This is a genomic window from Oceanobacillus sp. FSL W7-1293, assembly GCF_037969815.1.
GTDB lineage: Bacteria > Bacillota > Bacilli > Bacillales > Amphibacillaceae > Oceanobacillus > Oceanobacillus oncorhynchi.
Genome location: NZ_CP150212.1, coordinates 1,341,533 through 1,356,029 on the forward strand (window position 1 = coordinate 1,341,533; position 14,497 = coordinate 1,356,029).

Below are 14,497 nucleotides of genomic sequence, written 5' to 3' on the forward strand. Positions count from 1 at the left end.
TAGTTTAAATATATAATAAATTCAAACAGAAATAAATATCATTTCATCGCAGAAGAGCATTTTGGGAAAATAGGAAGATGGGGAGGGGGCTTGTTTGCTGTGAAAGTGGATCGAGAGGAGTACCGGGAACGTTTAGCGAAGACAAAGGAGAGTATGGCAAAGCAGGAAATAGAAGTATTGCTTATCACCAATCCGGCAAATATGTATTATTTAACCGGTTTTGACGGCTGGTCCTTCTATGTTCATCAAATGCTGATTGTAATTGATGAGGAGGAGCAGCCAATCTGGATAGGGAGAACAGCAGATGCCAATGCTGCAAAAGTGACCACATGGCTGCGGGAAGAAAATATAATTGCTTATCCAGACACGTATGTACATTCGCGGATAACCCATCCAATGGATTTTATTGCTTCGATTTTAACAGAAATTGGTCTGAGCAGCCGTCATATTGGTGTGGAAATGGATAGTTATTATTTTACGGCAAAATGTTATGCTGCGTTAACTCAAGGGCTTCCGGATGCATTATTTAAAGACGCGACGTTACTCGTGAATTGGCTGCGTATCGAAAAGTCTCCAGTGGAATTAGCGATGATGGAGCGGGCTGCAGTGATTTCTGAACAGGCGATGCAGGCAGGAATCGACCTGGTGAATGAAGGGGTCAGAGGCTGTGATGTCGCTGCCCAAATCAGCTATGCACAATTCCGGGGAACGCCGCAATTTGGCGGCGATTATCCAGCGATTATACCGTTGCTCCCAGCCGGGGAACGGACTTCCACGCCTCATTTAACATGGACGGATCAGCCCTATCAGATGAATGAGACCGTTATTTTAGAGCTGTCAGGCTGCTATCAGCGCTATCATGCCCCGATTGCACGGACCGTTCAAATTGGAAAGCCGTCTGTATCGATGAAAAACCTGTCATCTATTGTTTTAGAAGGGTTACATGTATGTCTTGATTTTATTAAGCCGGGAGTCACCTGTGAGGAAATAGAAGCAGTTTGGCGGAAAACGGTAGAGAGACACGGCGTCTTCAAAGAGTCACGTCTCGGCTATTCGATGGGATTAAATTATCCTCCAGACTGGGGGGAGCATACAGCAAGTATTCGAAAAGGGGATAAAACGATTATCCGTCCCAATATGACATTCCATCTCATTCCTGCTATCTGGTCGGAGGGGGAAAGCTTTGAAGTCAGTGAGTCTTTCTATGTGACAGAAACAGGCTGCAAGACATTTGGAAACGTACCAAGAAATCTTTATGTCAAGGAATCCATGCCAATGAAAGAGATAGAAGAAGGCAAAAATGAAAATTCTGCCGGGTAAGGGAAGGCGGAAAAATAGGAGGCTGAGAAAATGACACACAAGAAAGAAATTGACTTGGCGACCAAAACAGTCTGGGCGGGAGAAGCGGATTATTTGGTTCATGGAGCGACGCAGGTGCCTGTTGTGTTGAGCGTAGCCTATAATTATGATGATATCGATGAATGGTTTGACGTAGCTACAGGAAAAAAAGCAGGGCATATTTATGGACGGAATACGAATCCAACCGTCCAATCCTTTGAAGATAAAATCAAAGAAATGGAAGGGGCGGAAGCGGTAACCAGTTTTTCAACGGGAATGGCAGCAATCAGCAATACATTAGCTACGTTTTTAGTTCCGGGAGATCGAATTGTTTCTATTAAAGACACTTATGGCGGAACGAATAAAATATTTTCCGAATTTCTTCCGCGCCAGCAAATTGAAGTTCATTTATGCGATACAGGAAATATGGAAGAAATGGAGAAAGAGATTAAAAAAGGCTGTGAAATTTTATATTTAGAAACGCCTACGAATCCAACTGTAAAAATAACCGATATTGAACGGATGTCTAAGGCAGGGAAAGAAGCGGGCGCATTAGTGATTGTAGATAATACGTTTGCGACACCGATGAATCAACGTCCGCTGGCTCTTGGAGCAGATCTTGTCATCCACAGTGCGACCAAGTTTTTGGGAGGGCATGCCGATGCTTTAGGCGGTGTCGTCTGCGGCAGGAAAGCGTTGATTGAGCCTATTTTCCATTATCGGGAAATCAATGGTGCTACAATGGACCCCATGGCTGCTTATTTAGTCCTCCGCGGTATGAAAACATTACATCTGCGTGTTCGTGAGCAATGTAAAAATGCGATGGCGCTGGCATTATACCTTCAAAAACAGGATATCGTGGAGGATGTATTTTATCCTGGTCTGCCAGAACATCCCAATCATGATATCGCTAAAAAACAGATGGATGCTTTCGGCGGCATGCTGAGCTTTTCTGTAAAGGGAGGCATCGATACAGTCCGAAAAGTACTTCCAAAGCTGCAGTTTGCCCATCGTGCTGCGAACTTAGGGGCAGTGGAAACAACGGTAGGACCGGCAAGAACAACCAGCCATGTGGAATGCACACCAGAGGAGCGGGCAGCGCTTGGTATTCCGGAAGGACTTATCCGTGTTTCCTGCGGTATTGAAGCTGTCGATGATATTATTCATGATTTTGATCAGGCGCTGGAAGCGGCAAAATCAGAAAAGCTGCCTTCTTGATAATCATAATGAATAAACATGAAAAAACCGAATGGGCATCGTTCATTCGGTTTTTTCATTGCACGATAAGAATATAAGACAAACCTCCGAGAGCGTGCTGCAGAAGGCTCTCTGTGGTAATAAATACAGTATTCATAAAATTATACCTAATGTCACTTTTATTACTTTTACAGAAAAGGTTTTCATTAATAGGTAAACTATGTATAATGAAAACCGTTCTCTAGGCCTTTTATTAGTCAGAATATTATCGATTTACCAAAAAGAGAGGAGCGACAATATGTCTAAAGAGAAAAAGAATCCATTTCAACGGTTTTTAGATTTTGTGGAAGTGGTCGGAAATAAATTGCCGCACCCGGCTACATTATTTGCCATTTTGGCCTTGCTGGTTGTAGTCCTTTCTGCGGCATTACAGCCATTTAATATAAGTGTTGAAAATCCTGGTGATCCAGGAGAAGCGGTGGAAATTAAGAATCTTCTGAACGCGGAGGGGATTGAATATATTTTCGGCAGTATGACCGATAACTTTATCGGATTTGCGCCGCTTGGTGTAGTACTTGTTACAATGCTTGGTATCGGGGTAGCAGAGCGGACAGGCCTTATCAGTGCGCTGCTGCGCGGGTTTGTATTGGCAATCCCGAATCGCTTTATTACATTAGGTATCGTTTTTGCCGGGGTAATGTCCAGTGTGGCTTCTGATGCAGGATACGTTGTTTTGCCTCCATTGGGTGCATTAATTTTTGCAGCACTCGGGCGTCATCCATTAGCAGGTCTTGCGGCAGCATTTGCCGGCGTATCTGGCGGCTTTAGTGCGAACTTATTCTTATCCGGAACAGATGTGATGCTTGGAGAAATGACCATCGCCGGAGCAGCAATTATTGACCCTGCCTATGCAGAGCAAATGAATATTGCGATGAACTGGGGCTTTATTGCAGTATCTGTGTTTGTGCTTACGATTATTGGTGCCTGGGTAACGGAAAAAATTGTAGAGCCTCGTCTTGGTACGTATAAAGGGGAAGCAAATGAAGATATTAAAGGAATTTCTGCAACAGAGAAAAAAGGATTAATCTGGACAGGTGTATCTTTTGTCGTATCTCTTGTTTTAGCAGCATTGCTGGTTATCCCTTCAAATGCACCATTACGCGGGGAGGACGCAGGCATCGATGGGATTATCATGTCGCCATTTATGGATTCCCTTGTACCGATTATCGCTATTCTATTCTTAATACCGGGACTTGTTTACGGTTTGGTAACAAAAGAAATTAAAAATGATAAAGATGTTGCAGCACAAATGAGCGATACGATGGCGTCGATGGGGATGTTTATCGTGCTTGCGTTCACAGCCGGGCAATTTGTTGCTTACTTTAATGAAACCAATATGGGACTTGTGATTGGTGTTTACGGAGCAGAATTCTTAGACAGTGTAAACTTTAGCGGAATTGGTTTAATTCTGTTGTTTATTCTGATTGCAGCATTTATCAATATCTTTATTGGAAGTGCATCTGCAAAATGGGCCATGATGGCTCCAGTATTTGTTCCGATTATGATGCAGCTTGGCTATGCGCCGGAATTTACGCAGATGGCTTATCGTGTCGCTGATTCAGCAACAAATATTATCTCGCCATTGATGACATACTTTGCAGTAATTATTGCCTTTGCCCAGAAATATGATAAGAAAATGGGAATTGGAACCCTGGTATCGACCATGCTTCCATATTCTATCTTCTTCTTGATAGGCTGGACGATTATGCTGATTGTTTGGATGTGGCTGGGTATTCCTCTTGGACCAAACGGACCGATTTATTACGGATAAATTAAAAACCATGAAGAGTGTGACAGCTTTTCATGGTTTTTTAATTTGTTTATTATTTTAATAATCGTTCCATTTTGCTTATCCATCCTGAGAAAGGTAGAACGAAGTCACTATAAAATCATGGAAAAGCATTAATCGCTATGTTTAAATGGAAGTAAGATTGGATGAGCATTAAGGTCATGACGGTGTTTTATTAAAATAGTGAATGAAATAGAAATACAGCTGGAAGGGAACGATCCACATGGAATTAGAGGAATTGTTATCAAAAATGGCAGAAGAAGGTGTGATTCATGGCGGTTCAGAAGTCAATAAGGCAATGGTGGCCGTATCAGATGAAACGAGGCGATTATGTGCCATATTAAATAATGGCGTGTATACCAATGAAGAAATCAGACAGCAGATGTCCCAGATTACCGGCCAAGAATTAGATGAAAGTTTTTCCTTGTTTCTACCGTTTACCTCCGATTTTGGAAAGAACATAAGAATCGGGAAAAATGTATTTATAAATTCTGGATGCCGTTTTCAAGATCAGGGGCAAATTATTATCGGTGATGGAAGCTTAATCGGGCATAATGTTGTGTTCGCAACTATCAATCATGACTATGATCCGTTAAACCGGGGAACGATGTACCTTAAACCCATTGAATTGAAGCAGAGAACCTGGATTGGTTCAAATGCAACTATTCTTCCTGGGGTAACAATCGGTGAAAATTCGGTTGTTGCAGCCGGATCCGTCGTTACTAAGGATGTCCCGCCGGATACAATCGTTGGCGGGAACCCTGCTAAATTTATATCGAATCTAGAGGATAAAATAAAGTAATCCTCGTTATTTTTAGCTGGCAGAAGAACGGAAATAAGAAGTATGCCACTGGCTGGTCAGAGCGATTTGCAGTAAAAGAACATGGTTTAAACAATGCCTGTTTTGGAAATTGAATATAGATAATAAACAAATGGGATTTATCAAAAATGTGATAAATCCCATTTGTCGTAAGTGATATAGATATGCTTTTAGAGTATAGTTTGCATGCAATCTAGGCATTTGTTGTCAAAGATACCGCGTTTTATAATGATAGATAATGAGGGATAGATAAACTAGATTTGTTGGCAACCGTTAGAAAAAAGCGTATATTCTTAACCAAAAGGAGGATGTTTTAGATGGAATATGTAAAGTTTGGCAATACTGGTCTGGATGTATCTCGTATCTGCTTGGGAGCGATGGGATTTGGAGATCCCGAAAAATGGATTCATAAATGGGTTTTAAATGAAGAAAAAAGCCGCCCTGTGATAAAAAAAGCGATTGATGCAGGAATTAATTTCTTTGATACGGCGAATGTTTATTCCATGGGAGAAAGTGAACGGATTCTTGGGAAAGCGTTAAACGATTATGCCAATCGTGATGATATCGTTCTGGCTACCAAAGTACACCAGACGATGCGTCCGGATCGCCCGAATGGAGGCGGTTTATCCCGAAAAGCAATTATGAGTGAAATAGATCATAGTTTAGAACGCCTCGGAACAGATTATGTTGATTTATATATTATTCATCGCTGGGATTACGATACGCCGATTGAAGAAACGATGGAGGCACTGCACGATGTGGTGAAGTCTGGAAAAGCACGTTATATCGGTGCCAGCGCCATGTATGCGTGGCAGTTCCAAAAAGCCCAGCGGGTAGCGGAACGCCATGGCTGGACGAAATTCGTCTCCATGCAAAATCATTATAATTTAATCTATCGGGAAGAAGAGCGTGAAATGGTTCCGTTCTGCGAGGATGAGAAAATAGCACTCACACCGTATAGTCCGCTTGCTTCAGGAAGATTGACACGTGACTTGTCTAAAACGACGTATCGCTCAGAAACTGATACCGTACAACAGTCTAAATATGATGCTATGATGGAATCGGATAATGGCATCGTAAAACGTGTGGGTGAAATAGCAAACAACCATCAGACAACAAGAGATAAAGTTGCCCTGGCTTGGCTTCTTCACCAGAATCAGGTTGCAGCTCCAATCATCGGTGCCCAAAAAGAAAGTCATATTGAAAGCGCAGTAGCTGCATTAGATATTCAGTTGACGTCTGAAGAGATAGATTATCTGGAAGAATTATATATTCCTCATCCAGTCGTTGGGGCGCTTTAATATTTTAAAAGAAAGGAGTAAAACTCGTTATTTTCTCGATACCGCCTCTTTTGCGTTTCATTTTGCTCTAAGAGTGGAACAGACATAGAAAGCAGATCCTAAAAAGAGGAGTGAAGCGCAATGAAAAAGGTGGAAACTGCCGGCAGAGAAGTGTTGCCGATTGGCTTAGGCACCATGAACATGGGAGACAAGGCGGATACATTTAATCAAGAAGTACAGGCCATCCGTACCGGGATTGATCAGGGTGTACAATTGATTGATACGGCTGAAATGTACGGCAGCGGGAATGCGGAGAAATTAGTTGGAAGCGCTATAAAACCTTACGCCCGGGAAGATTTATTTCTTATTTCAAAAGTTCTCCCGTCGAATGCATCAAAAAAAGATTTGCCAGTCAGCTTGGATAATAGTTTAAAAAGATTAGAAACCGATTATATCGACTTATATTTACTGCATTGGAAAGAAGAAGTTCCTCTTAAAGAAACGGTAGAAGCTTTAGAGGAGGCAAAAAACCAAGGCAAAATCAAAGCATGGGGCGTTTCTAATTTAGACGTGGACGATTTGGAGCATGTGATTCATTTACCGGGCGGGAATAACTGCAAAGCGAATCAAGTACGCTATAATGTCGCAAACAGAGGTATCGAATTTGATTTAGTGCCGATGATGGCTCAGCAAAACATGCCCGTGATTGCTTATTCTCCAATTGACCGCGGCGACAGCTTTGGAGCGAATTTAACGAAACAGCAGGTGTTAAAGGAGATAGCAGAAAAACACGAGGCAGACGTCTTCCAAATTTTATTAGCCTGGTCGATACGGAATGGAAGAACAATTGCTATCCCGCAATCCAGTAATCCGAATCATGTTTTAAATAATATAAAGGCAGCGGAAATTGAACTAACAGAGCAGAACTTGAAGCAAATCGATACAGTGTATCCTGAACCAGCCTCGAAGCAGCCCCTTGCTTTATGGTAGAAAGGGTATTAAAAAAATATATCACAGTAAGGAAAAAGCGGCTGAGGAAGAAGAAACCTCGGCCGCTTTTTTACATGTTGAAAATGGCAGCGTAATTCGTTGACATAAAGTTCACTTTATATTGTAAGGTGAAATTATTAAGTGACATTTCATTTAGTGGTCTTTTCCTCCTCAACTGAAAGATTCTTATAAAAAATAGAATGGGATTAAACTATCTAAGTTGAATATTCATTCTATCGTTTGTCCATAATAAGAGATAACTAAATCTTTGGAATGCATTTCGTTTCAATATGTTTCCTAATATAGTAACATGAAAGGCAGAAAGGTTCAGGAAGATAAGGAGGGTGATGATGGAACAGGAAAAGTTAGCAGAAAATACACAGATTCAAGATGTGTTAAATAATATCAATGACGTTATTTTTGGCAAAGAGGAAATTGTAAAATTAAGTTTAGTAGCCTTGTTAACAGAAGGTCACGTTTTATTGGAGGATGTTCCAGGAGTAGGGAAAACAATGCTGGTCCGCACGTTAGCAAAATCAGTCAATTGTGATTTTAGCCGGATTCAATTCACACCAGACCTGCTGCCGTCGGATGTGACAGGGGTGTCTATTTACAATCCTAAAGAACTAGAATTTGAGTTTCGGGAAGGACCGATTTTTGGAAATATTCTTCTGGCAGATGAGATTAACCGGACGTCTCCAAAGACGCAATCCGCCTTGCTGGAAGCGATGGAAGAAAAGAGCGTCACCGTAGACGGAGAGACACGGCGGTTGAATAGTCCTTTCTTTGTGATGGCAACTCAAAACCCGATTGAATATGAAGGAACCTATCCGTTACCAGAAGCACAGCTTGATCGCTTTCTATTAAAATTGCGCATGGGCTATCCAACCTATGAGGATGAATTAGAGATGCTTGCGAGAAATAAAAGCCATCATCCGATTGAAGAGATTCAGGCAGTCATGTCGCAGGAGGAATTATTGCTGGCGCAGGAAGAAGCCAAAAGTGTCTATATAGACGAAACGATCCAGCAATATATCTTAAATATTGTCACTCGTACGAGATCACACCATTCGATTTATTTAGGTGTGAGTCCGAGAGGGTCACTTGCTTTAATGGAAGCCTCCAAAGCGTATGCGTATATCGAAGGAAGAGATTATGTCATCCCGGATGATGTGAAGTATCTCGCTTCTTATGTGTTAGCTCACCGGGTGATGCTGAAAGCAGAAGCACGATATCAAGGCAAATCAAGTGAGGAAATTCTTGATTCTATTATTCAGTCTGCTCATATCCCGATTAAGAAAGGCTTCGGAGAATGAAGGAGAATCTCCGGATCATCCTTCGCAGCTTTGGCGTTTTGGCACTCATTGTTATTCTCTTTTGCTATGCCATGTTTCAAGGCGGATTTGTCAGCTGGTTTTTATTTTATGGCTACCTGCCAATCGGCATCTACCAGCTCCTCTTTGCCACCTATCCACTGCGTACCTGGCAGATTTACCGGGAAATCGAGAATCCCGTATGTCAGGCGGGAGATGAAATCATTGTGAAGGTACATCTAAAACGGAAGCTGCCATTTCCTTTATTATATTGTACGTTTGAAGAAAAATTTCCCCAGTCTTTAATGAAGGAAGATACAAAGAAGGCGAAATACCTTTCTTCTCAGGCTTCAGGACAAATGACAGTTTCCCGCAGGCTGATACGTATGTTATTTCCTCTATTCCGCAGAAATTTTACATTCAGTTATTCGATACAATCCCTGCCGCGCGGAGAGCATGTACTGGATAAAGTAACAATCCAAACAGGGGATATTTTTGGTTTTATTAAGAAAAGCCGTGATTTTCAGGTGGAAAATACATTTGCTGTCTATCCCTATGAGCATGAGCTTCGTTTAGTGAGTGATATGGCAAGCTACGAGCAGGGCGGAGTGCTATCCAATCAATTACAGCATATGAATACGACCGTTGCTTCCGGAGCAAGAGAATATGCTCCAGGGGACCGTTTCGCATGGATTGACTGGAAACAGACAGCAAGAAAACAAACGATGATGACCAAGGAATTTGACCGGGAGAAAAGCATGGATATCTTGCTGGTTCATGATAATTTTATGAACGGGAAGAAAAATCAGCTCATCTATGAAGCATCGATTGAAATGAGTTTATCTTTTATAGAAAAAATAGCAAAGAAAGATTACCAGACAAGCTTTCTTTCCATTGGTGAAAGGCCGCATGTATTTGAGCTGGGACAAAGCGAGCATCAAATGGAACGGATGAAGTATTATCTTCTGACAGCGAGACAGGAACAACAGGGATCTTTTTCCATCCGGTTCCGTGAAGAAATGGCTCATTTCCACCAAGCGGATCTTATCTTTTTGATTGTAACATCCATTGATTCCCAATTTGTACAGGCTGTCCAAGAAGCTAGACAGCGTATGAAGTATCTGTCGATTATTTATATCCATCCAGAGAAAACCTTGTCGGAAGAGGAGAAGCATGTGCTTGAGCCTTTGCGATTTTCCGGGATAGCTGTACAGGAATTAAGTCCGGAGCAGATGGCGGCGGATCCGGTTGAGGTGATTTTTAAATGATAAAGACCCAGAAACAAGTAAAAACGCTGCACACGCTGTTATTGTATATTGCAGGATTTTCCCTTTTCTTAGAATGGCTCTATCCGCTTGGAGATATTTCGGAAACAAGCATTGGTGTTTTTGTGTTATTCGCGCTGTACTGTTTTTTTATTTCTTATTTTCAGCTGCATTGGCTGATTAGTATCCCAGTAAAAGGGCTGGGATTGCTTTTTATCATCCATATGCTTTACTTTGAGACGAGCTTTTTAGACCTGAATTGGGCAGGAGAGGTTCTACAGGAAGTCATGTATAATCTGGAGTTGATGATTTCCGGCGACTGGTATATGCTTACCAACTTTTTCAGAAGTCTATTATTCCTGGTGCTCATTTGGCTGATGAGCTATCTGCTTTATTACTGGTTTGTGAGAATGAAAAATATTATCTTATTTATTCTATTGACTTTTGTCTATATCGGTATTTTGGATACATTTACGGTATATGAAGGCGCTGCAGCAATTGTCCGTATCTTTATTATTTCCTTTATTGCGCTCGGAATGTCCAGTTTAAGCAAGGAGATTGAAAATAAACGAATTCCTATTTCTGTCAGCGAACGATTAAAATATTGGCTGCTGCCGCTTGTGTTCGTCGTAGCGATCGTAAGTATTATCGGGTATCAAGCTCCGAAAGCTGATCCGCAATGGCCGGACCCGCTGCCATTTTTGCAGGGCGCTGCCGATAACATAGGAGATAGCGGCATCGGAACAGGACGGGTTGGATACGGAGAAGATGATTCCCAGCTTGGCGGGTCCTTTGTCCAGGATGATACAGTCCTTTTCGAAGCGACCGTAGAAGAGGACCATTATTGGCGAATCGAAACAAAGGATGTCTATACAGGAAAGGGTTGGGAAACCTCTCAAGACCGAAATCTTCTGGACCAGCCAGAGGGACAAATTTCGTTATCGACCTTTGATAACCATGTTGAGACAGAAACCTTAGATGCACAGGTTACTTTTACGGGAAGTAACCGGCTGCCAAAGGTCGTTTATCCTTATGGTATTTCCACTATAACAACGGAAGAACCATTTCAATTTTTCCTTGATGAAAGTCTGGAAGGAATCGAAACAACCTTATATGGAGCAGACAGCCCTTTGGAGACTTATGAAATAACCTATGAAAATCCATCCTTTGATATCGATGCACTGCAGAATAATTCCGAACAGGATCCTGAAGAAGTCCGGGACCGTTACACACAGCTGCCGGAGGATCTTCCGGAAAGAGTGGGAGATTTAGCCGCAGAAATAACAGAAAATCATGAAACAAGATACGATAAAGCACGCGCAATCGAGCGTTATTTCAGTGCAAATGGCTTTGAATACCAGACCACCGATATTCCGAGGCCGAGAGAAGAAGAGGACTATGTCGACCAATTTTTATTTGAGACACAGATTGGCTATTGCGATAACTTCTCCACTGCCATGGTTGTAATGCTCCGGTCAGAAGGGATTCCAGCTAGATGGGCGAAAGGCTTCACAAGCGGAGAACGAATCGATTCCAATGCTGAAGAACAAACGCATGTGAATGAAGTTGCCAACAGCAATGCCCATTCCTGGGTAGAGGTCTATTTTCCAGAGGTGGGCTGGGTGCCGTTTGAACCGACACAAGGCTTCACCAATATGGCTGACTTCGAAGCGGATGTCGATGAAAATGATTATCCTTTGCCAGAGGAAGAAGAACCGCTTGAAGCACCAGAATTAGACCAGGAAGAAGGCGCAGAAGAGGAAGAAGAGACAGATGAAGCAGAAGATCAGGAAGAAGATACAGCTGCTTCCGATGAAGAAACAGGGATTTCTGCACTAACAGGTTATATCCTTATTGGAATAGCGATTGTTCTGTTGCTGCTGCTACTTGCTCTTTATATAAAACGTAGAGAGATACGGATTTATTTCTTACAAAGAAAACTGGAAAACCATTTTGATGAGACAGCATTCCAGGAAGCCTATCTCTACCTGTTAAAGCTTACAGGTAAAAAAGGTTTCAAACGAGGAAGTGACGAAACCTTAAGGGAGTTTGCCCGAAGAGTGGATGAGCATCTTTCTGCCGTAGAAATGAGCAAGCTGACAAGAATCTACGAGCGGATGATTTACAGTAAACGGCTCACAGGTGAAAAAGAGGAAATAATTCAATTATGGAAAAATTTAATCAATCAAATAATGGCTTGACCCGGGGCGTATCAATTAGTAGAATGAAAAAGGAAATACTGTGGGAGACGTTGTAAGAATATGTCTTCCCATAATGAAAAATTATCGTTTGACATATGCCTTTCGTATATCCTCGAAAATAAGGTTCGAAAGTTTCTACCGGGTCACCGTAAATGACTCGACTATGAAGGCAGAAGAAGGTTTGCTTATGCTGCCCGGATTCTGCCTTTCTATGATTTTTTGTGTGCGTGAGCTGCAGGAAGTAGAAAGGTGGAAGCCGGGCTTTTTAATAGGTGAGACAAAGGATTTCGAATACAGGGTAAAGGAACGTATAGTTTACAAGCTATTTTCTATAAAAGATACAGATTGGAGTCTAGTTATGGAGAACAATGAATTAGTACTGGTTTTAGATTTTGGCAGTCAATATAACCAATTAATCACACGCCGTATTCGTGAATTTGGCGTATATAGTGAGCTTCATTCACATAAACTGACCGCTGCAGAAATCAAAGAAATGAATCCAAAAGGAATCATTCTTTCCGGCGGACCGCACAGTGTTTATGGCGAAGACAGCTTCCGTTGTGATGAGGAAATCTTTGAATTAGGAATTCCTGTCCTCGGTATTTGCTATGGCATGCAATTAATGTCCCTGCATTTTGGCGGAAAAGTAGAAGCATCCAAAAACCGCGAATACGGAAAAGCATTAATCGAATTAAATGAAAGCCCGGCTCTATTTAAAGATACACCGACAAAACAAACGGTGTGGATGAGTCACGGCGATAAAGTAACTGCAGCACCACCTTCTTTCATCGTTGATGCAACAAGTCCATCTACACCAGTTGCTGCTATCAGCGATATTGATAAGCAAATGTATGGGGTACAATTCCATCCCGAAGTACGTCATTCCGAGTATGGAAATGATTTATTAAACAGCTTTGTCTTCGATGTGTGTAAATGTACAGGAGACTGGACGATTGCAAACTTTATCGAAATGGAAACAGAAAAGATCAAGGAAACTGTCGGCGACCGCAACGTACTTTGCGCATTAAGCGGCGGGGTAGACTCCTCTGTTGTTGCTGCTTTAATTCATAAGGCCATCGGCGACCAGCTGACTTGTATCTTTGTTGATCACGGTCTCCTTCGTAAAAATGAAGCAGACGACGTGATGGAAGTATTTGCAGAAGACTTCCAGATGAATATTATCAAAGTCGATGCAAAAGACCGCTTCTTATCTAAATTAGCAGGCGTTTCCGATCCAGAGCAAAAACGTAAAATCATCGGAAATGAATTCATCTATGTATTTGACGATGAAGCAGCAAAATTAAAGGATATTGATTTCTTGGCGCAAGGAACGCTTTACACAGACGTGATTGAAAGTGGTACAGACACAGCTCAAACCATCAAATCACATCACAATGTAGGCGGCCTGCCGGAAGATATGCAATTTGAATTAATTGAGCCATTAAATACATTATTCAAAGATGAAGTACGTGAATTAGGTTCGCAATTAGGAATCCCTGACCGTATTGTTTGGCGTCAGCCATTCCCAGGACCGGGACTTGCTATCCGTATCCTAGGTGAAGTAACGGAAGAACACTTAGAAATCGTTCGTGAATCCGATGCGATTCTTCGTGAAGAAATTGCTAAAGCAGGTCTTGACCGTGACATCTGGCAATACTTCACTGTCCTTCCAAACATCAAGAGTGTTGGTGTCATGGGAGATGCTCGTACGTATGCACATACAATTGGGATTCGTGCGGTAACTTCGATTGATGGAATGACTTCGGATTGGGCGCGGATTCCTTGGGATGTTCTGGAGAAGATTTCTACTCGTCTGGTGAATGATGTAGATAATATTAACAGAGTAGTGTATGATGTTACCTCTAAGCCCCCAGCTACCATAGAGTGGGAGTGATTGGTAAAAACTACCAATTATAATTTGTTGATTTGACGGTATATAAAATGGATAAAAATAATATAGTTCCCTACCAAAGAAAAATTTTGGTAGGGAATTTTTTTCATTGAATTTTAGTAGGGTGTATTTTTAGGTTTTTGAATAAAATCGGTCAAGGTTAAAATGGGGATTAAAAGATTGATTTAAAATACTTTTTATACCACAAATGAGCCAGTTAGTTTGATAAACTGATGGAAAACTTATTATGTTATAAGGGGATAATTAACTGTGAGTAATAATACCTGATGCAGATTGGGATACTTTTTCAGTTGAAAAGAAATGCCGTTTATGTATTGATTTTGAATGATTAA

At 41.6% G+C, this 14,497-nt stretch carries 10 protein-coding genes and 1 riboswitch; all 10 genes read left to right on the forward strand.

Annotation, left to right across the window (positions count from 1 at the left end; genetic code table 11):
• Nucleotides 1-99: 99 nt before the first annotated feature.
• The 10 genes from MKY65_RS06760 (at nt 100) to guaA (ending at nt 14,147) form a co-directional block, all read left to right on the forward strand.
• Entirely contained in the window at nt 100-1,320 is a 1,221-nt protein-coding gene (locus MKY65_RS06760) for a M24 family metallopeptidase (protein WP_193063092.1), read from the forward strand.
• Nucleotides 1,321-1,350: 30 nt separating this feature from the next.
• A complete protein-coding gene (locus MKY65_RS06765) occupies nt 1,351-2,556 on the forward strand; it encodes a cystathionine gamma-synthase family protein (RefSeq protein WP_339183460.1) in 1,206 nt (401 codons plus the stop codon).
• Between the two features lie 277 nt (nt 2,557-2,833).
• Nucleotides 2,834-4,366, forward strand: coding sequence for an AbgT family transporter (locus MKY65_RS06770; protein WP_339183461.1), 1,533 nt, complete (start codon nt 2,834-2,836; stop codon nt 4,364-4,366).
• 241 nt (nt 4,367-4,607) lie between these two features.
• Entirely contained in the window at nt 4,608-5,186 is a 579-nt protein-coding gene (locus tag MKY65_RS06775) for a DapH/DapD/GlmU-related protein (protein ID WP_339183462.1), read from the forward strand.
• A 335-nt stretch (nt 5,187-5,521) separates the two neighbouring features.
• Nucleotides 5,522-6,505: an aldo/keto reductase gene (locus tag MKY65_RS06780; RefSeq protein WP_339183463.1), complete on the forward strand. Its 984-nt coding sequence runs from the start codon at nt 5,522-5,524 to the stop codon at nt 6,503-6,505.
• 120 nt (nt 6,506-6,625) lie between these two features.
• A complete protein-coding gene (locus tag MKY65_RS06785) occupies nt 6,626-7,474 on the forward strand; it encodes an aldo/keto reductase (RefSeq protein WP_339183465.1) in 849 nt (282 codons plus the stop codon).
• A gap of 347 nt (nt 7,475-7,821) precedes the next feature.
• Nucleotides 7,822-8,790, forward strand: a complete 969-nt coding sequence (locus tag MKY65_RS06790; RefSeq protein WP_339185147.1) for a MoxR family ATPase — start codon at nt 7,822-7,824, stop codon at nt 8,788-8,790.
• Nucleotides 8,787-10,055 carry a DUF58 domain-containing protein gene (locus MKY65_RS06795; RefSeq protein WP_339183466.1) on the forward strand — a complete coding sequence of 423 codons (1,269 nt, stop codon included), beginning with the start codon at nt 8,787-8,789 and terminating at the stop codon, nt 10,053-10,055. Before MKY65_RS06790 ends, MKY65_RS06795 begins: the two co-directional genes overlap by 4 nt.
• Complete coding sequence (locus tag MKY65_RS06800) at nt 10,052-12,253, forward strand: transglutaminaseTgpA domain-containing protein (protein WP_339183468.1); 2,202 nt, start codon at nt 10,052-10,054, stop codon at nt 12,251-12,253. The genes MKY65_RS06795 and MKY65_RS06800 overlap by 4 nt, the downstream gene beginning before the upstream one ends.
• 82 nt (nt 12,254-12,335) lie before the next feature.
• A riboswitch (purine riboswitch) is annotated at nt 12,336-12,437 on the forward strand.
• Between the two features lie 174 nt (nt 12,438-12,611).
• Entirely contained in the window at nt 12,612-14,147 is a 1,536-nt protein-coding gene (gene guaA / locus MKY65_RS06805) for a glutamine-hydrolyzing GMP synthase (protein ID WP_339183469.1), read from the forward strand.
• The last annotated feature ends 350 nt before the right edge of the window (nt 14,148-14,497 follow it).

Bases quoted from the DNA above. Each gene is read 5' to 3' on its own strand.
- MKY65_RS06765 (WP_339183460.1), top strand. From the start codon at position 1,351: ATGACACACAAGAAAGAAATTGACTTGGCGACCAAAACAGTCTGGGCG.
- MKY65_RS06770 (WP_339183461.1), top strand. From the start codon at position 2,834: ATGTCTAAAGAGAAAAAGAATCCATTTCAACGGTTTTTAGATTTTGTG.
- MKY65_RS06775 (WP_339183462.1), top strand. From the start codon at position 4,608: ATGGAATTAGAGGAATTGTTATCAAAAATGGCAGAAGAAGGTGTGATT.
- MKY65_RS06780 (WP_339183463.1), top strand. From the start codon at position 5,522: ATGGAATATGTAAAGTTTGGCAATACTGGTCTGGATGTATCTCGTATC.
- MKY65_RS06785 (WP_339183465.1), top strand. From the start codon at position 6,626: ATGAAAAAGGTGGAAACTGCCGGCAGAGAAGTGTTGCCGATTGGCTTA.
- MKY65_RS06790 (WP_339185147.1), top strand. From the start codon at position 7,822: ATGATGGAACAGGAAAAGTTAGCAGAAAATACACAGATTCAAGATGTG.
- MKY65_RS06795 (WP_339183466.1), top strand. From the start codon at position 8,787: ATGAAGGAGAATCTCCGGATCATCCTTCGCAGCTTTGGCGTTTTGGCA.
- MKY65_RS06800 (WP_339183468.1), top strand. From the start codon at position 10,052: ATGATAAAGACCCAGAAACAAGTAAAAACGCTGCACACGCTGTTATTG.
- guaA (WP_339183469.1), top strand. From the start codon at position 12,612: ATGGAGAACAATGAATTAGTACTGGTTTTAGATTTTGGCAGTCAATAT.